Origin of the sequence: Thermoanaerobacterium sp. RBIITD (genome assembly GCF_900205865.1) — a bacterium.
Taxonomy (GTDB): domain Bacteria; phylum Bacillota; class Thermoanaerobacteria; order Thermoanaerobacterales; family Thermoanaerobacteraceae; genus Thermoanaerobacterium.
Genome location: NZ_LT906662.1, coordinates 3097568 through 3116767, shown reverse-complemented (window position 1 = coordinate 3116767; position 19200 = coordinate 3097568). Strand labels below are relative to the sequence as shown.

Below are 19200 nucleotides of genomic sequence, written 5' to 3'. Positions count from 1 at the left end.
CTTGATTAAGAAGTAGTCTGGTGGCTCTATTCCCCATTATTGACAGCAACATGAACTTTTGTTCGTTCCTTCGTTACTTCCTGGCTTTGTGGAAGTTCCTGTTGTCAAAAGCTGTACAATTTTTCGGCCTTTCAATGCAATTACTATTGCTTCAATTTGTGCAATCTCTTCATTGGTCAATCCTTCTTGTTTTGCTTTCATAAGACCCTCTTTTACAAGTTCTGGATTTTCTTCTGAAAGAGCAAATGTCAGAAGCACTATCGCCTTACTTTTGTTACAAAGAGTTTGGTTTTGATAGGCTTCAGTAATAAATTCAGCAAAACTTTTTTCCAATTGAGAGATAAAATTTAACATATACATCCTCCTCTTTCTTTTGGATTTATAGTAATTTGCACTTGTTCAACTAAAGCATTAACAAGCTGATCTGCCATCTCACCCTCTGGGTCATAACAAATAATATGACCTAAACGCGAGAAATTATCGACCGTTTTCGTAACATAGTCACCAGAGCGAACATAAAACTCCAACTCCAAAACATGGCTATTATCTTTTATATTGTTAAGATAAAATTTCATAACTTCACCATCCATCTCACTAACAAAAAAACGAATCGCTGCTGATCTTGCCACAACGGAATCACGAGGCATTTCCTCAAGACTATACCCTAAAGCCAAGTAAAGTGCAATCTGACGAATATCGTAACCTGTAGTAATATGTACAAGCCGTGGTATTTCATCACCTCCCGGGCGAGCATTGACTTCTACAATCCTGGGCCCATTAGGCGTAAGTTTGATTTCCGTATGTGTTACACATCTTCTAAGACCTAGAGCATCTATGGCCTGCCTAACCAGATCCTCAATTTGTTGCTTTATAAGCGGATCTAATCTAGCAGGACTTAGATGACCAATCTCTACAGCATAAGGAAGAGGAGTTGTCATTTTAGCAGTAATCGAATATATAACCGTTTTCTCATCATCAGTTCCAGCTTCCACGCTAAATTCCGGACCTTTTAAAAACTCTTCTACTAGAATATCTGAATCAAGCTCTTCATTTACATGATTTACTTTAGTATTGGTAATAATATTAAATGCTTCTATTAGTTCAGCCTCATTTCGGCAACAAAATACATTACGACTTCCAGAATCATTAGAAGGCTTTACAACGACGGGATAGCCAATTTCCGACGCAAACTTTTTTGCACTACAACTACAAGTTGCAACTTGATACCTAACAGGTGAAATTCCTTTATCTGCTAACTTTTCCCTTGTAAGTTTCTTATTGCGGCATTTCAAGACTGCATCGAGGTCGACAGGATGTGCCAAACCAAGCAACACAGCAATCTCCTTTGCTAGAGGAACACGATACTCATTTGTTGTAAACGCAGCACAAATATTGAACTTGTTTCGCAATTCTTTGACTTTTTGCATAACTAATTCCTTATCGTTTAATTCGACTTCTACAGGAACATCTACCATTATCAATGCATCCATATCTATTTTTCTGCTTAAAAGAATAACTTTGTACCCTAACCGATGAGCAAGGTTGATATAATAATCTAAATATTTACTAATGGAAACAAACAATACATAATTACTAGCTTGCATACTTAACCTCCTTAACCATGTTAACAACAGCTACTCTCATTGATATCCTCTTTAGTTATATTTTCTCCCTCAAAAAGTGGTTTCAACCCCTTTGTCACTTTAGGATTTCTTTTTTCAGAAATATCGCAGTCGAAAAGTCGAACATCTCCATCTGAAACTTCATTGTAAGGTGGAATACCAATAATTTGTCCCTCATAAATACAACTTGTGAGATTTTTGTATGTTTTCTCACACACAGCCATACGTTGACCACGATATAATCTATGCCCATCATCATCAACCACTTCTTTCCAAGGACCAATATAAAAAACCGCATGCCCCTTTTCAAGACAAGGTCCTTGTTCTCCTTTGTAAGCCTCTATTAGAAAAGGTCTTATCTCAATAGTATTATGGATAAATTGAGGAATTTCTGCACGCCATTTATAACGCATTCCTATATATCCATGTGATGCCAAAACCTCTTCTATCTCATTTTCCAAGGGAATATAATGCATTTTTATATTGTTGCACACATTTAAGTCAGCACTCTTTAGTGGTTCATCGCTCAAATAAACCTTAATCAAAAGTATTCCCTTTCTTTTAAGTATTCGAAATGCTTCGCTAAGCAACAAATTGACATATTCTTTCGTATAACGATTTAGCAAATCAATATAAACAATATCTACACTCTCATTGTTCAAGAAAGGCTCAGCTTCTTTTTGATTTTCTATCTTTTTTTGTAAATTTATGTAATCGCTAAAAGTACGCACAGGAAACATCGATAATTCTTTTACAATATATTCAGGGTTCACCCGCAGATCATATGAACTTACTAAAACAAATTCAGAATTACAAAAACCAATTTCCTTTTGAGTTGCTTCTAAATCCTCTTCTACTCTTACCTTTTCATCCTGATTTTCTGTCACAATGATAACTTTACCCGCCTTCCCTACCGTTAAAACAATATCTTTCACAAATTTAATACCACTGCATCCCATTAACAAAACTTTTTCTTTACCTTGAAAGCTTTCTAAAGGAAAATAATAAAAATGTTCTTCACTTCCCACCATTTTTGCTAAGTCTAAATTGCTGTTATGTTTTAACGCACTCTTAATCATCTTCTGTAACATCTCTCCAACATTCTCCATTTTCACACCTCCCATTTTTATTTATTGGTTTTTCCCAAAAAAGACATCTTTCCTTTTTACAATCCGGTTGCACTCTACTTGCCCAGCAATTTTTTATTTCTATTCTTCGCGCAGGAAAGTCAATCCCGAGCGCATCCTTTACATACTTTACTCCAACTTCTAAAACCACACGCACAGAACCTATACAGCACCTTGGTCCACCTTGTGATGCCACCATTTTTAACCCTTCAGCAGTAGCTTCATTTGCCATACTACGCGACTTATCTGTCATAGGTGTAGCTTTTGTTAATATACTAACAGCAACACCCAGTCCGACTGCAGCTCCACATGTGCCGTAATACCCACACCACCCACCTGGAATTTGAGAAGCCCGCATCATTCCTTCAAAAACATCTTCAAACGTCACCAAATTCAAATTCTTTAAAGCCAACAAAAAAGCTACTGCAACAACAACATGCGGAGAATTACCAGCATAGCCACATTCAATTAAAAGTCTTTCTCCAATATCACAGGGATTTTGGCAATCAATCTCGGGTACCTTTTGAAAAATTTTAGCCATCACAGTTTCGGTTGCACAAGCATTACAAAGATAATGCTCTTTTTCACAAACAATACACGCCCTCTCTTTTTTCCCACATTTAGAACACTTGACAATTATGCTTTCGTTACGATGTTCCAGGTTAGCACCACATACAAGGCATTTTCCAGTAATCATTGAGTTTTTCCTCCTAATTACCTTTGCTTTGTTAATTTATTCTATTCCCCTGAAAGAAAGTCCCCAAGCATGATAAAAATTGTTTGTCTTATTAGCGTAACAAAACAGTAGGTTCCATATTCCTATTCCTTAAAGCTACTGGTATTGATGTTTTTAAAGATTCGGAAGTGTACTTCAATAAAGTGTTTAACGCCATGATACCATTTCTAAATTAACTTGCCGTAAATTGTATTACTGTTTTTTATAGCAACTAAGTACTTATTTGACAATATTTTAACTTTTTTTCTTTTTTCTGTCAAGTAGTTGTTGTTAATTTTTTTCTTAAAATTCCATCCATATAATGTTTAGTATATTGTGAATTTTTGTGTAATTCCTTTCAATCCATTCTTATTTTCACATTACATGTTAAGTTTTAAATTAGATCCTTTTTCTATTTTTTACTGCCTACAAAAATTATACTTTAAGCAAAAATAAAAAATGCCATCAAAAATGATGACATTTACCCTCCCAATGTTATATCTTGCTTAGAATACCATTCAAGTGCTTCATATAGATGCTCTGGTTTGAAATCCGGCCAATAATCATCAATAACATAAAAATCTGAATATATCGACTGTACAGGTAAAAATCCACTTAATCTTCTCCTGCCGCCCCATCTTATGATAAGGTCAACTCTTGAAACGTCTTTTGATGATATTAAATTTAGTATATCATTTGTTTTGCCATAACTTAAAGCTTTTAAAGCATTGTTTAAATCCCACTGCCAACCGTAATTGACAAGAAAATTTACTTTCATTTTACCTTTGCCTATTCTTTTTCTTTCACAGTACGGCAATAATTCTTGTGGGAACATAGGTGAATTGTAATTACCTATGACAAAAAGGTCTGCGTCTTCTTTTTCCAGCATTTTTACAGCATCGACACAGGCTTTTTGAAAGGCCTTTGTTTGAGATGTCGGGCGTTTTGTGTTATCCTGTGTAAAACCATAAAATGTTAATTCCCTAACACCAAGTTCTTTACATAATCTATACAAAACAATTCCAGGCTCTAACCCATAAGCATAGCCTGATTCTTTCGGTAATTTCTTGTTTTGTGCCCATCTCCTATTCCCATCCGGAATAATTCCAATATGGTTTGGTATCCGATACAACTTCATTCCTCCATTACATATTTTGTTACAAATACATTTTAACCATAAATTTTTTTATTATACAAAAAAGTGTATAATATCGCATTTACATGCTGTATCAGATAATTTTTTGATAACACACCACATTTATATCATATCTAAAGCTTAAAATTTTTTAATCCTTATACATTTATTGATATATTTACGGTGTAAAAATAAAAAGCGGCTATCACGTAATTACACGCCAATAGCCCTTAAATAAAATATTTAAACCTTCATTCTCTAAATTTCGAAGTTTAGTCCCATTAATCTTAATTATTCAAAAAAATTGGAATCCAATTAAATTAACTCATTAATATGCATAGATTATGATTAAATACCATAACTCATAAAATTGCACTAATATTAATATACATTAATTATAAAAAAATCCTGTGATAACACAGGACTATATGTTTTTATCAATAAAGTTTTCAAATTCAGATTTTGGTCTCGCACCTACAATTTTATCAACCAATTTTCCATCTTTAAACAATGCTATTGTAGGTATACTCATAACTTTAAACTGTTGAGCAAGTTCATTTTCTTCATCTACATTGACCTTTCCAACCTTGACTTTCCCTTCATAGTCGTTTGCAAGCTCTTCTATAATCGGCGATACCATTCTGCATGGCCCACACCATTCTGCCCAAAAATCTACTAAAACAGGTATATTTGAATTCACAACTTCATCTTGAAAATTAGCGTTCGTAATAGTTACTTCTGCCATTTATTATTACCTCCCATGATTATATTTTTTAACAACTGGTTTATATTCCGTATTTATTATTCTATTACTATAATATTTTATACCCATAAATGAAATAGATGTCAATAATATTCCCGAAATTGCTTCTATTATTTGAGATATATTTTTTAAATTTAATAATTCTGATATAGCATATCCTAAAAATACACCTATGAAGAAAAACAGAAGTGGTATACCATACATTATAAAAGTAGCTTTCAGCATCGATGCCTCCTTCATTTCCAGCGAAACACTATCACCAATCTTTTCGTCATCGTTTATATCAACTTCAATAAGCATTCTATTGTTTGAGCCTATTTCACAGGCATGGCATTTGCCACACATGTCATTTCTTATAAGCTCAACTTTAGCCTTACCATCTTTAATATCAACAATGCGCCCTTTCTCAAGCATTTTTGATACCTCATTTCATAAATTTCATAAATGTTTCAACAAGTTCGTCTATCATCTCATCCTGTTTTTCCGTATTCATAGCGTTCTTAACACATCCACATGTATGGCTTTTTAAAAGTATCTTTCCTACACTATTTATAGCAGACCTAACTGCTGCAACCTGTACAAGAACATCAACACAATATGAATCTTTTTCAATCATTTTTTGTATACCCTTTACCTGTCCCTCAATTTTTTTAAGTCTTCTAAGCAAATCATCTTTATCATTATGATATGAATTCATAGCATACCTCCTATACCCCTATCAGGTACATCTATAGTATATTACCAAAGCTATAATTTGTCAATATGACCTATTTATTATTATATCCAATTAAATCCTTAATAACTTCGCCTGCTAAAATAAAGCCTGCAACAGGTGGCACAAAAGATATGCTTCCGGGTATCTGTCGCCTTTTTGCACAAGTTCTAACTTTATTTGTACATATACAATGCTGTTTACATGTTTCAACATCTATAAGAGGCATAATTGGCTTTTCTTTTGAATATACAACTTTTAATGACTTTATACCTCTTCTGCGAAGTTCGTATCTCATGACCTTCGCAAGCGGGCAAATACTTGTTTCATAAATATCGGCAACCTCAAATTTTGTCGGATCAAGTTTATTAGCCGCACCCATACAGCTTATTATTGGAATACCCATTGCATTACATTTAACAACAAGATCTATTTTTGCCGAGACTGTATCAACAGCATCTACAACATAGTCATAATCTGGTGATAATAACTCATTGCTTTTTTCGCTATTATAAAAAGTTTGGTATGCAATAACCTCTGCTTTAGGATTAATTTCATTGAGTCTCTCCTTCATAACATCAACTTTTGGCCTCCCAACAGTCTTTCTTGTCGCATGAAGTTGTCTATTTATGTTTGTAAGGCAAACTGTATCATCATCAACTATTATTAATTTACCTATACCACACCTTATGAGGGCTTCCGCAGTATATGAACCAACGCCCCCCATTCCAAATACTGCAACAGTACTTTCTTTTAACTTATCAAGATTTTCTTTTCCTATTATTAATTCAGTTCTTGAAAAAGCGTGTAGCAAAATATATTCCCCCATTAAAAAATCCCCATAGTGCCGTTTAGACGGTGGTTTTGAACCTGCTCTCGCAGGTGGGTGCCCTCCTAATAACTTCATATTTCCATTCTAAGATGGCTTATATTCCATTATCAGAGCCCAGGCTCCCTTTTTTATATGTGTTGGCTCAAAACATTAACCGCATTTCACGCACACCATAGGGTTTTCTATAAATATATTATCATATTTCTTTTAATTTTTCAAGGTTAAACGTTTATAGGTCAACTTTTATATGCAGCTCTTTCAATTGGTCATTTGATACTTCTGATGGTGCCTCTGACATAAGGTCACATGCATTTTGAGTTTTTGGAAATGCAATTACATCCCTAATATTATCAGTACCTGTTAAAAGCATTGTTAGCCTATCGAGACCATATGCTATTCCACCGTGTGGTGGTGCACCATATCTAAAAGCATTCATTAAGAATCCAAAACGTTCCTCAGCTACCTCTTCTGTGAATCCAAGTACCTCAAACATCTTTTTTTGAAGCTCAGTATCATGTATTCTTATACTTCCACCACCTATTTCAACACCATTTAAAACCATATCATATGCTTTTGCTCTTACACGCCCGGGATCTTTATCAAGCAATTCAATATCTTCATCTTTGGGAGCTGTAAATGGATGATGCATTGCAACAAATCTCTTTTCTTCTTCACTATATTCAAGTAATGGGAAATCAACTACCCATAAAAATTCATATCGACTTTCATCAATCAAGTTGTATCTTTTACCCATCTCTAGCCTTAAATGTCCTAATGCATCATAAACTACCATATTGTCTTTGTCAGCAACTATAAAAATTAGGTCGTTTTTTTCAGCTTCCATTTTGCTTAAAATCAAGGTCATTTCTTCATTAGATAAAAATTTTGCTATTTGTGATTTTGGTCCATCTTCAAACATCTGAATCCATACCATGCCTTTTGCTTTATATGTTTTAACAAATTCGACGAGTTCGTCAATCTGTCTTCTAGGCATAGATGCAGCACCTTTTACATTTATAGCTCTTACAGAACCGCCATTTTGCACCGCATCTCTAAAGACTTTAAATCCAGAATTAACAAATATATCGGATAGATTTTTAAGCTCCATACCAAATCTTACATCAGGTTTATCTGAGCCATATCTATCCATAGCATCCTGCCATGTCATTTTATTAAAAGGAAGTTTAACATCTATGTTTAAAATTTCTTTAAATACTCGCGATATCATCCTTTCATTTAATGTAAGAATATCATCTACATCTACAAATGACATCTCCATATCAATCTGAGTAAATTCAGGCTGTCTATCAGCCCTCAAATCTTCATCTCTCAAACATTTGGCAATTTGATAATATCTATCAAATCCAGATATCATCAAAAGCTGTTTAAAAATTTGTGGTGACTGCGGTAATGCAAAAAATTTACCAGGCTGAACTCTACTTGGAACCAAATAATCCCTTGCGCCTTCTGGTGTACTCTTAATTAAAAGAGGTGTTTCAATATCGATAAAACCATTTTTATCAAGAAAGTCTCTTACTATTCTTGTTATTTTATACCTTGTCATTAGGATATCTTGCATTGAAGGTCTTCTTAAATCTATATACCTATATTTAAGTCTTATTGCCTCTGATACATTATTTCTATCTTCCACCATGAAAGGAGGTGTTTCTGATTTGCTGAAAATCTTTAGTGTAGTAACATACAATTCTATATTGCCCGTCTTTAAATTTGGGTTTATATTTTCATCCGCTCTCCTTACGACTTCACCTTCAACTGCTAAAACATATTCATTTCTAACACATTGTACCTTAGCAAAGGCTTCTTTTGATAATTGTTCATTAAATACTATTTGTATTAGTCCTGTTCTATCACGCAGTTCCAAAAATACTAACCCACCAAGGTCTCTCCGCCTTTGTACCCATCCCATTACAACTACTTTTTTACCAACATCTTCTAAGGATAGTTCTCCACACATATGGGTTCTTTTCATGCCTGATAACTGCTCTCCCATTATTATACCTCCATTATATATTTTTTATTTTATCAGCAATTTCATCTAAAGCAATTTCATATTCTGTACCATCATCCATGTTTTTAAGTTTCACTAATTTATTTTTTAATTCATCCTCACCTAAAATTACAGTATATTTCACATTTAATTTATTTGCATATTTCATCTGTGCCTTCAAACTTCTACCTATATTATCTATTTCAACGCTAAACCCTAAATTTCTTAGCTTCAATGCTAATGAAAAAGCATATTTCTTCGTTTCATCACCAATATTTCCAATAAAAAGGTCGGTTCTTTTTGGTAATGGTATTTTTATACCACTATTTTCAATAGATATTAATAACCTCTCAATACCCATACCAAATCCCACACCAGGTACAGAAGGTCCACCACATTCTTCTACAAGTCCATCGTATCTTCCACCACCACAAACAGTACCTTGTGCACCTATTTCATTTGAAATAATCTCAAAAGCAGTTCTTGTATAATAATCAAGTCCCCTAACTATGCCTGGATTTACAATAAAGTCAAAACCAGCAGCATTCAAATATTTCTTAAGGTCTTCAAAATGTGCTTTGCAATCATCACAAAGGTAATCAAGTATAACTGGTGCATCTTTTAAAATTGTTTTACATCCCTCAACTTTGCAATCAAGAACCCTCATAGGGTTGATTTTATACCTTTCTTTACAATCATCACATAAATTATCAATATTGTTTCCTATGAATTCTTTTAAAGCTTTATTATATTCTTTTCTACATTTGGGACAGCCAATGCTATTGATGTTAAGTTCTAAGTTTTTTAACCCGATTCTTTTAAAAAGCGTCATCGCTATACTTACTATTTCTGCATCCGCAGCTGCATCATATGAACCAAACATCTCAACACCAAACTGATGGTGTTCTCTTAATCTACCTGATTGAGGCCTTTCATACCTATACACAGGCGTAATATAATAAAGCTTTGTCGGCTGTGCTTCAGCATATAGATTGTGCTCAACAAATGCCCTTACAGCTGGAGATGTTCCCTCTGGTTTTAGAGTAATACTCCTTCCACCTTTGTCAGTAAAAGTATACATCTCTTTCCTGACGATATCTGTAGATTCCCCAACACCCCTTAAAAATAGTTCCGTATGTTCGAAGCCTGGTGTCCTGATCTCCTTAAATCCGAAATTTTCACATATTTCTCTGATAATATTTTCTATATAATGCCATTTATATACTTCCGTCGGTAATACATCTTTTGTACCTCTTGGTGCTTTTGTAAGCATTAAACCAACTCCTCTTAAACTTCTTTGCAAAATCAATAAACTTATATAGCACCCAAAGCAAAAATATTTTTACTTAAACTAGTAAAAAATAAAACCTCTCAACTCTGCAATCAAATTGCAGGGACGAGAGATTTTTCCCGTGGTGCCACCCTGATTAAACTCATTCCTTTAACGCAGGTTTACGTATATGACCTACATATCGGCCAATATGCTAATAGGTGTCTTTCATAAAAGCATTGATATAAAGATACTCTCAGTCACGGTACCTTCTCCCTTTATATGTGCTTTTACTACTCTCCTACTCATCGCATCTTAATATATAGACTGTTTATTTGATATTATAACTTTAATATATTGATGTGTCAATATATTATCTGCTCTTCTTATTAATTAATATAAAGTTTTTCTGAAAAATTTAGTGGCATCAATCCATATTGTAAATGCGATGCTTGAAATTATAATAAGCACAAGGTCTTTTCCAGTAAGCACAGTAAGTCCTAATACAGTCCTAATAATCGGAACATTTATAACTATTATAAAAAATACTACAACTAATATTGCCCATATATCTATCGCAATATTTGAAAATAGTCCAACTCTATATAATGGTACCCTCTTTGTCCTCATAATAATTGCTAATATTACATGCCCTATTAGCCATGTGCCAAATGCCATTGTCTGAGAATACATGACGTTTTCTGTAGTATAAAAGCTAAATAAGTATACAGTCATTACAGCAAGAAATAACCCAATTGCTCCTTGAATAATGCCTGTTACCATTGCTTTATCCAAAAATTTTTCATCTTTTTTCTTAGGCTTTATTTTCATAACATCTATTTCCATAGGTTCAGATGTGAAGGATGCTGAAGCCGCTAAATCCATAAACAGCTCGAGTAAAATAATCTGTATCGGCGTAAAAGGAAAATTAAGCCCAAGAATTAAAGGAAGGATAAACGAAGATACGAGTGCTAATTTACATGATAGATAATATCTAACACCTTTTGTTAGATTATCATATAATCTTCTGCCAACTTTTATGCCTTCAACAATTGCGGGAAAACTATCATCTGTGATTACCAAATCAGATGCTTCTTTTGCGACATCCGTACCATTTTGACCCATTGATATTCCTATATCAGCAGCAGTTAAAGCCGGCGCATCGTTAATACCATCACCTGTTACAGCAACTATTTCACCACATGACTGAAGCGCTTTTACAATATTTAGCTTTTGTTCTGGTGTAATCCTTGCAAATATCGTATTTTTTGATACTAAGGCTTTTAGATCTCCGCTTGCATCTATATTTTCTCCAGAAATAGAATTTTGGCTGTCTATTGATACTCTATTTGCTACACTGATAGCTGTATTTAAGTTATCGCCGGTTAGCATCTTTATCTTTACACCGGCATCAATGCACTCTCTTACGGCATTATCAACTCCATCTCTAACAGGATCGATAAATGCAACCATTCCTAAAAAAGTATATTTATCATTATTATCAATATTTTCACTTTTTGCAAATGCTATGACTCTTAAACCTTCTTTTACATAATTATTGAACCTATATTCAATTTCATCTCTGTTTTCTAAATTTGAAATTTTTAGAATGTATTCCGGCGCGCCTTTAATGACTTTTACAGTATTACCATTATGTGAAAGTATATATGTATAAACTTTTTTGAAATCATCAAAACCATAATCTTTAATAATTTGATATTTATTATATCCTGCCCCATTTTTAGTAATATAACTCAATAATGCTATATCAATAGGATCACCTATTGGCTTTACACCGCTTTCAATGATATCTGTTGATGATGCAGCTAAGTCAAATAGATCATCACTTGCTTTATAAATTTCACTGACCTTCATAATATTTTTCGTCAAAGTACCTGTCTTATCTGTTGCAATTACTGTCACATTTCCGAGTGTTTCAACGGCCTTTAGCTTTCTTGCTAGTATATTGCTTTTTGATAAAGTATATATACCAATCCCAAGAACCATTGTAACTATTATTGGCAATTCTTCTGGAATTACTGCAAATGCCATTGCTAATCCTGTTAGGAACATATTATGAAATGGCATTCCCCTTAAATAGCCTATAAATGGTATGATGATGCTTAGTATAATAGCTACCCAGGCAAAAGTTATTGATAATTCTTTCATAGCCCTTTGTAGAGGTGTTTTTGGTTGTTTTTCTGCAATTGTAAGTCCCTTTATTCTACCTATTTCAGTATCCATCCCAGTTGATACTGCAACAGCAAGTCCCTTTCCTCTTAAAACAGTCGTCCCAGAAAAAACCATGTTTGACCTATTATGCAATGGTATATTTTCAGATAAAACCTTATTTTCTTTATAAACCGGCATAGATTCACCTGTAAGCGGTGCTTCATCGACTTCCAAACCTGATGATTCAAGAATACGGCCATCCGCTGCAACTTTTTCTCCTTTTCTTAAAACCATTATATCACCTGGTACAATTTCTTCTGTATTGATTTCAACAGGCATATTATCTCTTATAACAACAGTTGTTGGTGACGATATTTTATTTAATGCTTCAATATTTTTCTTTGCTCTATATTCCGTAAATACTTCAACAAGTACAAGTAAAATTATGATTGAAAATATAGTAATTGCATCTCCAATATTGCCCCAAAGGCTATATATTACACCAACTAACAGAAGCAATAATATCATTGGTTCTCTTACTTCTTCAAAAAATACATCCCAAAAACTTAAATTTCTTGTTTTAGTAATCTTATTTAGGCCAGATTCTTTCAATCTCTTATAAGCTTCCTCATTTGAAAGTCCTTTGATATCTGTATCGAGGCTTTTTAAAACTTCTTCGCAGTTCATAGAATAGGCGTCTTTGAGCGTTCCCATATTATTCACCTCACATTTTAATAATCTATTCCACTTAATTGTAACAGATGTTACATCGAATAACAATAATTATTTTGCTAAAATTAAAAAAATAAGTAAAAAAGTATTTACTTATTTTTTAAAATATTTATTAGCTTTTCAAAGTAATAAGGTATAGGTGCTTCAAATTCCATATAAATATTTTTTGCCGGGTGTATTAGCCCTAAGAGTCTTGAATGAAGTGCTTGACCTAAAAGATTAAATTTTTGCTTTTTGAAACCATATACTTCATCACCAACTATCGGATGACCTATATATGCCATATGAACACGTATCTGGTGTGTTCTACCTGTTTTTATTGTAGCTTCTATAAAGGAGTTATTCTTATATCTTTCTAAAACTTTATATAGTGTAAGTGCATATCTGCCATCATTTGTTATAGCCATCTTTTTTCTATCAATCGGGTGTCTTCCTATAGGTGCTTCTATCTTTCCTTCATCATCTTTTATCACACCTTCAACAATTGCAATATATTTTTTTAAAATTGTCCTTTCTTTTATTTGATTTGATAAATTTATATGTGCTTTATCATTCTTAGCTACGACCATTACCCCTGACGTGTCTTTATCAAGTCTATGAACAATACCAGGCCTTAATTCACCATTAATGCCAGATAAGTTTTTGCAATGATATAAAAGCGCATTGACAAGTGTTCCACTGTAATTGCCTGGTGCAGGATGTACGACCATACCCTTTGGCTTATTTACAACAATAATATCGTTATCCTCATAAATGATGTCAAGTGGAATATTTTCTGGTATGATATCAATTTTTTCTGCTTCAGGTATAGTTACATTAACTACATCATTTTCTTTTAATTTATAGTTTGGTTTTATTATAGATCCATTAACAATTACAAGTCCTTCTAAAATGAGCTTTTTCAAATAGGACCTTGTATAGTCTAATTCAGATGCGAGGAAAACATCTATTCTTTTATTTAAATCATCCTTTTCTGCAATTAAACTTATTTTGTCAATAATGTTCATATTATCCTTCAATCCTTTCGCTGTCACTGCTATTAAATGCAATTATTTTCTATTTTCTTTAAAAATCAATAAATAACATAAAATAAATGCACCAACGACTATCATTGAATCAGCTAAATTAAATACCGCGGGGAAAAATTTAAAATCAATGAAGTCAATTACATAACCGAGTCTTACCCTATCAATAAGATTACCTATAGCACCACCAAGTATTATCGATAAAGTGATTTTATATAATGTACTTCCCGGTATTTTTACTATTGAGTATACTAATATTGTTCCTACAATTATTGTTATTATAATAAAGAAGAAAGTCTTATTTTGTAGCATTCCAAAAGCTGCACCTTTGTTTTCAACATATGTTAAATGAAAAAAATTTCTTATAATCGGAATTGTGCCAATAGGTTTTAAATATTTGACAATAAACAACTTTGATATTTGATCAATTACTATGACAATCAAAACAATAAAAGCTTCCAAGTTTTTTAACCTCCCATAAAGTCAACTATTATGATTATAACAAAAAATGGCGCATTATACACCATTTTTTAAATCTTTTTTAGAAAATACACCTTTTAAAAGGTATATGCCGAGTGCTATAAAACTAATAGGTACCAAAAATTTGTTAAGTGTTACATAGAAACTAAATCTAAATATCTGTGTAAATATTCCCCAAAGGCCTATACCAATTAATACAATTCCCAATATAAGGGAATTCCGTACTATAAAATTTTTATCAACAAATCCTATGTCTTTACCATCTCCTGAATTATAAAGCATCACTTGATTTTGGGCATCAAATATATTGAATACATAAATTATTATTGCAAGCGCTTGAAATATAAAATTATTTGCTAATATATCAGGTAAAGCCAAAACTAAAAAAAATGCCGCCATTAGCTGAGTGCCCCTATTCATCATCCCTATATACATATGCCCTGCACCGGGCATCAACGAAAACAAAAATACAAGCCCTTTGCTTTTTATTTTTTCATTTTTAGAAAAGGCTAAAAACCTCAAAGCCTTTTGGCTGCAAGATTTACATAATATAGTATTATCGATATTGTATTTACATTCATTGCATATTGGTTTCCCACAGATACTGCAATATGTTTCTGCTTCTTTATCATTATGGTAAAAACACTTCATTTTTGATACCCCCTATATAGATATTTGTCAATAAATTCGAAGGAATTATTGCTGGAGTCTTCTAGTTTAACGATTATCCCTGCTGTATTATAAACTATATTTTTCGCATGGTATATAAAGTCATACCCCGTATATAAAGAGAAAAAAAGCAATATACCAGAGACGACTAAGCTTACACCCATATTTATATTTATTCTTCTGCTTAAATCTTTTTTTATCTTTCTCATAACATTACTTGTAAAACCATCCGGTGCTTTTTTTGAAGGGTTGATAAATTCTTCTTCAAAAATATCCATCATATAAGCCCCCTCATTGCTAATTTTTCTTTTAAAATTTTTTTTGCTCGATATATGCGGGTTTCAACTGTCCTTTTTGGTATATTTAAAGTATTTGCTATCTCTTGATATGAATATCCCTTTATATGATATAGATAGAGCGGTGTCTTATATTTTTCTGGCAAATCATTTATTTCGTTTTTCAAACATTTATAATTATTATTGCTAATAATAGAATCAAGTATATTGTCTTCTGATGGAATGTCCTCAAGTTCTACAAAATTTATATTATTCCTTTGCTTTCTTGCCCAATCAATACAATAATTTTTACTTAGTCTATAAAGCCAAGTTGTAAATTTTGATTCACCACGAAATTTACTGATATTTTTAAAAGCTTTTAAAAATATCTCTTGCGATATATCTTCTGCTACACCTTCATCATTTGTAAATTTATAGACCATGCTGAACACTCTATCCTTGTACCTTTCTATTATTTCTGCAAATGCATTTGTATTACCATTTATAACACTTTTTATAATTTCTTCGTCAGTCAATACAATGCACCTACCTTATAATCGTATCATATGTTTAGACGTTATTAAACAATATGATACTTCAAAACAATTAAAAATAATATAAAGGCCGGATTAAACCGGTCTTTATATTATTTTTATTTTATATAAAACTTTATTAATTCGTCTATTTCCTTTTCATCAATAGAAGGTCTTTTGACATTATCAAACAACTCCCACTCTTCAACATGACTAGTAGATGCTTCAGGTTCTAACTTAACCATTGGTCCTAGAGATTCCATTTCCATCATCCAATCTGTTGTATATGTCTCATACGACGCATTATAATCAGGGTATGTTGCATTCTCATCATGTTTAAAATGCTTTACAAACAGATGATTATGATTAAAATATGCTGCCCAACCATTTTCATTTTGTATACCAAACTTAAATGGCTCTTTAGTATTAACATCTTGTTCAAAAATTATATATTTTTCACCCCAATGAATTCTGTGATCATTCATTTTTGAATATGGCCATAATACTAAAGCTCTATTTGGCAACAATCCAGTATCTTTATCAGGCTGTTGGACAACTTGTAAACCACCTGTAGCCATAACAGATATTGACCATGGCGATAGTTCAACAGGCCATGCTCCCTTATTTGTAATCTTATGTAAAACTTTAACCTTCGGCTTATCAGGATCTAAAGTGATTTCTATTTCTTTTTGCATATTGACCCACGAATCAGATTTTTGAATTAGTTTTATACCATTTTCTAACTCCTTATAATCAATCGGAAAATTGTCAAGAGAATACGTCCTTGGCATCGCTTCAGGACTATGCCATAACCTATGTCCACCATAATTTCTCCATATGTTTTCGCCCTTTTTACCTGCATCTTCGCTATTCACGCTAAATTCATTGACATCACCTATAAAACCGAATCTAATGATTCTTGGTCCAATTTCTGTTGTTGCAACAATATCAACTATACCATTTGACACTTCTATGCAATTATTCCATCCAGAGTATGTTATTTTTTTGATGTTTACACTCACTTGTAACTCATTCCTCTCATTATATGATAATTTTATTCTCGCAAAGATTTATTTAATATCATATTCGACATAAAAATTAATTTTCCTGCTAAAAAGAGTGCCATAATGGCACTCAAAATTATTTTTTAAGTAATTCCAAAGCTTTTTCAACTACATTCTCTACTGTAAATCCAAATTCTTTAAATAGTATGTCACCCGGTGCCGATGCGCCAAAATGGTCGATTCCAATAATTTTTCCATCAATACCTGTATATTTATACCAGCTTAATGGACTTGCCGCTTCTACGGCAATTCTTGCTCTTACATCATCTGGTAATACAGACTTTTTGTATTCCTCTGACTGCTTATCAAATATCTCCATAGCTGGCATGCTTACAACTCTTGCATTAATGCCCTTATCTTTTAATTGTTTATATGCTTCATAAACCAAACGGACTTCAGACCCACTGGCCATCAGAATTATGTCTGGATTGCCATTATCAGCATCACATAATATATAACCGCCCCTCAATGCGTCCTTTGACGACTCTTCATAAACTGGCAGGTTCTGCCTCGTTAATATTAATGCAGTAGGTCCATCCTTTTTATTTAATGCATAACACCAAGCCGCTGCAACTTCTTTTGAATCTGCAGGCCTTATAACTGTCATATTAGGGATGCTTCTAAGCATTGTTAAATGCTCTATCGGTTCATGTGTCGGTCCATCTTCACCAACACCAATGCTATCATGTGTAAAGACATATATAACAGGTAGTTTCATCAATGCAGATAATCTTATAGCACCTTTCATATAATCACTGAAAACAAGAAATGTTGAAACATATGGTATTAAACCGCCATATGCTGCTATGCCATTTGCGATTGCACCCATTGCATGTTCTCTAACGCCAAAATGAAAGTTCGATCCGCCTCTATTTTCGCTGCTATAGTCTCCTCTTCCTTTTGTATATGTTTTTGTTGATGGTGCAAGATCTGCTGAACCACCAATTAAATTTGGAATCATTTTAACAAGATAATTCAAGATTTCTCCCGATGAAGAGCGTGTAGCAGTCTTCAGCTTGAAATTCCACAATCCCTCATCATTTAATAAATCAACAGGTAATTTTGAACTATGCCATTTATCCCATTCTTCCGCCAAATCGGGATATTCTTTTCTGTAATTTTCAAACAGCTCATTCCATTTTTCTTCTTCATTTGCTAATTTGCTTTTTATCTCTTCCATATTTTTGCGTACCTCATCAGGTACATAAAACTCTTCTTCGTAATCCCAACCTAAAAACTTCTTTGTCTCTTTTATATTATCTTCACCGAGTGGTTCTCCATGTGCCGATGCTTTACCCTGCCTTTCAGGGCAACCATAGCCAATCACAGTTTTTACAATAATTAAAGACGGCTTTTCTTTTTCTGACTTAGCCTTTTCAATAGCTTTACTTATTTCATCGATATCATTTCCGTCTTCAACTTTTAATACCTGCCAACCATATGCTTCGAAGCGCAAACCTACATCTTCCGTAAATGCGATATCTATACCACCCTCAATTGAAATATTATTTGAATCATAAAGTGCTATAAGTTTACCGAGTTTCAATGTCCCCGCAAGGGAACATGCCTCAGATGAGATGCCCTCCATAAGGCAACCATCACCAGCAATTACATATGTGTAATTATCAACTATGTTGTAACCTGGACGGTTAAATTTACTTGCCATATATGTCTCAGCAATTGCCATTCCAACGGCATTAGAAATGCCTTGCCCAAGTGGTCCCGTCGTTATTTCAACACCAGCCGTGTGACCATATTCTGGATGGCCAGGTGTCTTACTTTGCCATTGCCTAAAGTTTTTAAGATCATCTATTGTCAACCCATAGCCAAATAGATGCAATAAAGAATATAAAAGTGCCGAGCCGTGTCCAGCAGATAATATAAATCTATCTCTGCCAGCCCATTTCGGATTTTTGGGACTATGCTTTAAATACTTTGACCATAACGTATACGCCATTGGTGCAGACCCCATAGGCATTCCTGGATGTCCTGAATTTGCCTTTTGTACTTGCTCGATAGACAGTATTCGTATAGTATTAATGGTTAATTCATCGATTTTGTTCATA

General features: G+C 33.3%; 19 protein-coding genes, 1 other RNA gene and 1 other annotated feature. All 20 genes read right to left on the bottom strand.

Annotated elements, in window-relative coordinates:
- Positions 1–36: 36 nt before the first annotated feature.
- Complete coding sequence (locus CPG45_RS15115; protein WP_096232865.1) at positions 37–354, bottom strand: carboxymuconolactone decarboxylase; 318 nt, start codon at positions 352–354, stop codon at positions 37–39.
- Complete coding sequence (locus tag CPG45_RS15110) at positions 348–1604, bottom strand: ATP-grasp domain-containing protein (RefSeq protein WP_096232863.1); 1257 nt, start codon at positions 1602–1604, stop codon at positions 348–350. The genes CPG45_RS15115 and CPG45_RS15110 overlap by 7 nt, the downstream gene beginning before the upstream one ends.
- A gap of 20 nt (positions 1605–1624) precedes the next feature.
- Positions 1625–2731, bottom strand: coding sequence for a DUF8838 domain-containing protein (locus CPG45_RS15105; protein WP_096232861.1), 1107 nt, complete (start codon positions 2729–2731; stop codon positions 1625–1627).
- Positions 2694–3446 carry a DUF5714 domain-containing protein gene (locus tag CPG45_RS15100; RefSeq protein ID WP_096232859.1) on the bottom strand — a complete coding sequence of 251 codons (753 nt, stop codon included), beginning with the start codon at positions 3444–3446 and terminating at the stop codon, positions 2694–2696. Before CPG45_RS15100 ends, CPG45_RS15105 begins: the two co-directional genes overlap by 38 nt.
- A 499-nt stretch (positions 3447–3945) precedes the next feature.
- Positions 3946–4602 (bottom strand): polyprenyl diphosphate synthase, encoded by a 657-nt coding sequence (gene uppS, locus CPG45_RS15095; protein ID WP_172856593.1) that lies wholly within the window; start codon positions 4600–4602, stop codon positions 3946–3948.
- Between the two features lie 421 nt (positions 4603–5023).
- Positions 5024–5344 carry a thioredoxin gene (trxA, locus tag CPG45_RS15090; protein ID WP_096232855.1) on the bottom strand — a complete coding sequence of 107 codons (321 nt, stop codon included), beginning with the start codon at positions 5342–5344 and terminating at the stop codon, positions 5024–5026.
- A gap of 6 nt (positions 5345–5350) precedes the next feature.
- Positions 5351–5776 (bottom strand): SoxR reducing system RseC family protein, encoded by a 426-nt coding sequence (locus CPG45_RS15085; protein WP_096232853.1) that lies wholly within the window; start codon positions 5774–5776, stop codon positions 5351–5353.
- A 10-nt stretch (positions 5777–5786) separates the two neighbouring features.
- Positions 5787–6059 (bottom strand): metal-sensitive transcriptional regulator, encoded by a 273-nt coding sequence (locus CPG45_RS15080; protein ID WP_096232851.1) that lies wholly within the window; start codon positions 6057–6059, stop codon positions 5787–5789.
- Positions 6060–6129: 70 nt separating this feature from the next.
- Positions 6130–6903 (bottom strand): tRNA threonylcarbamoyladenosine dehydratase, encoded by a 774-nt coding sequence (locus tag CPG45_RS15075; RefSeq protein ID WP_197702823.1) that lies wholly within the window; start codon positions 6901–6903, stop codon positions 6130–6132.
- Between the two features lie 3 nt (positions 6904–6906).
- A non-coding RNA gene (gene ssrS / locus CPG45_RS15070) (6S RNA) lies at positions 6907–7088 on the bottom strand.
- Between the two features lie 47 nt (positions 7089–7135).
- Positions 7136–8917, bottom strand: coding sequence for an aspartate--tRNA ligase (gene aspS, locus CPG45_RS15065; protein ID WP_096232849.1), 1782 nt, complete (start codon positions 8915–8917; stop codon positions 7136–7138).
- Between the two features lie 13 nt (positions 8918–8930).
- A complete protein-coding gene (gene hisS, locus CPG45_RS15060) occupies positions 8931–10187 on the bottom strand; it encodes a histidine--tRNA ligase (protein ID WP_096232847.1) in 1257 nt (418 codons plus the stop codon).
- Positions 10188–10303: 116 nt separating this feature from the next.
- Positions 10304–10502, bottom strand: a binding site (T-box leader).
- A gap of 75 nt (positions 10503–10577) precedes the next feature.
- On the bottom strand, positions 10578–13070 hold the full coding sequence (locus CPG45_RS15055; RefSeq protein WP_096232845.1) for a cation-translocating P-type ATPase: 2493 nt from the start codon (positions 13068–13070) through the stop codon (positions 10578–10580).
- A gap of 107 nt (positions 13071–13177) precedes the next feature.
- Positions 13178–14095 carry an RluA family pseudouridine synthase gene (locus CPG45_RS15050; RefSeq protein WP_096232843.1) on the bottom strand — a complete coding sequence of 306 codons (918 nt, stop codon included), beginning with the start codon at positions 14093–14095 and terminating at the stop codon, positions 13178–13180.
- Between the two features lie 42 nt (positions 14096–14137).
- Positions 14138–14575: a signal peptidase II gene (lspA, locus tag CPG45_RS15045; protein ID WP_096232842.1), complete on the bottom strand. Its 438-nt coding sequence runs from the start codon at positions 14573–14575 to the stop codon at positions 14138–14140.
- Positions 14576–14629: 54 nt separating this feature from the next.
- Entirely contained in the window at positions 14630–15244 is a 615-nt protein-coding gene (locus tag CPG45_RS15040) for a B-box zinc finger protein (protein ID WP_096232840.1), read from the bottom strand.
- Positions 15241–15540 (bottom strand): hypothetical protein, encoded by a 300-nt coding sequence (locus tag CPG45_RS15035; protein ID WP_096232838.1) that lies wholly within the window; start codon positions 15538–15540, stop codon positions 15241–15243. Before CPG45_RS15035 ends, CPG45_RS15040 begins: the two co-directional genes overlap by 4 nt.
- On the bottom strand, positions 15540–16073 hold the full coding sequence (locus CPG45_RS15030; RefSeq protein WP_157732429.1) for an RNA polymerase sigma factor: 534 nt from the start codon (positions 16071–16073) through the stop codon (positions 15540–15542). The genes CPG45_RS15035 and CPG45_RS15030 overlap by 1 nt, the downstream gene beginning before the upstream one ends.
- 116 nt (positions 16074–16189) lie before the next feature.
- Positions 16190–17092, bottom strand: coding sequence for a TTE1925 family mutarotase (locus CPG45_RS15025; protein ID WP_096232835.1), 903 nt, complete (start codon positions 17090–17092; stop codon positions 16190–16192).
- 118 nt (positions 17093–17210) lie between these two features.
- Positions 17211–19199: a transketolase gene (gene tkt, locus CPG45_RS15020; protein WP_096232833.1), complete on the bottom strand. Its 1989-nt coding sequence runs from the start codon at positions 19197–19199 to the stop codon at positions 17211–17213.
- Between the last annotated feature and the right edge of the window lies 1 nt (position 19200).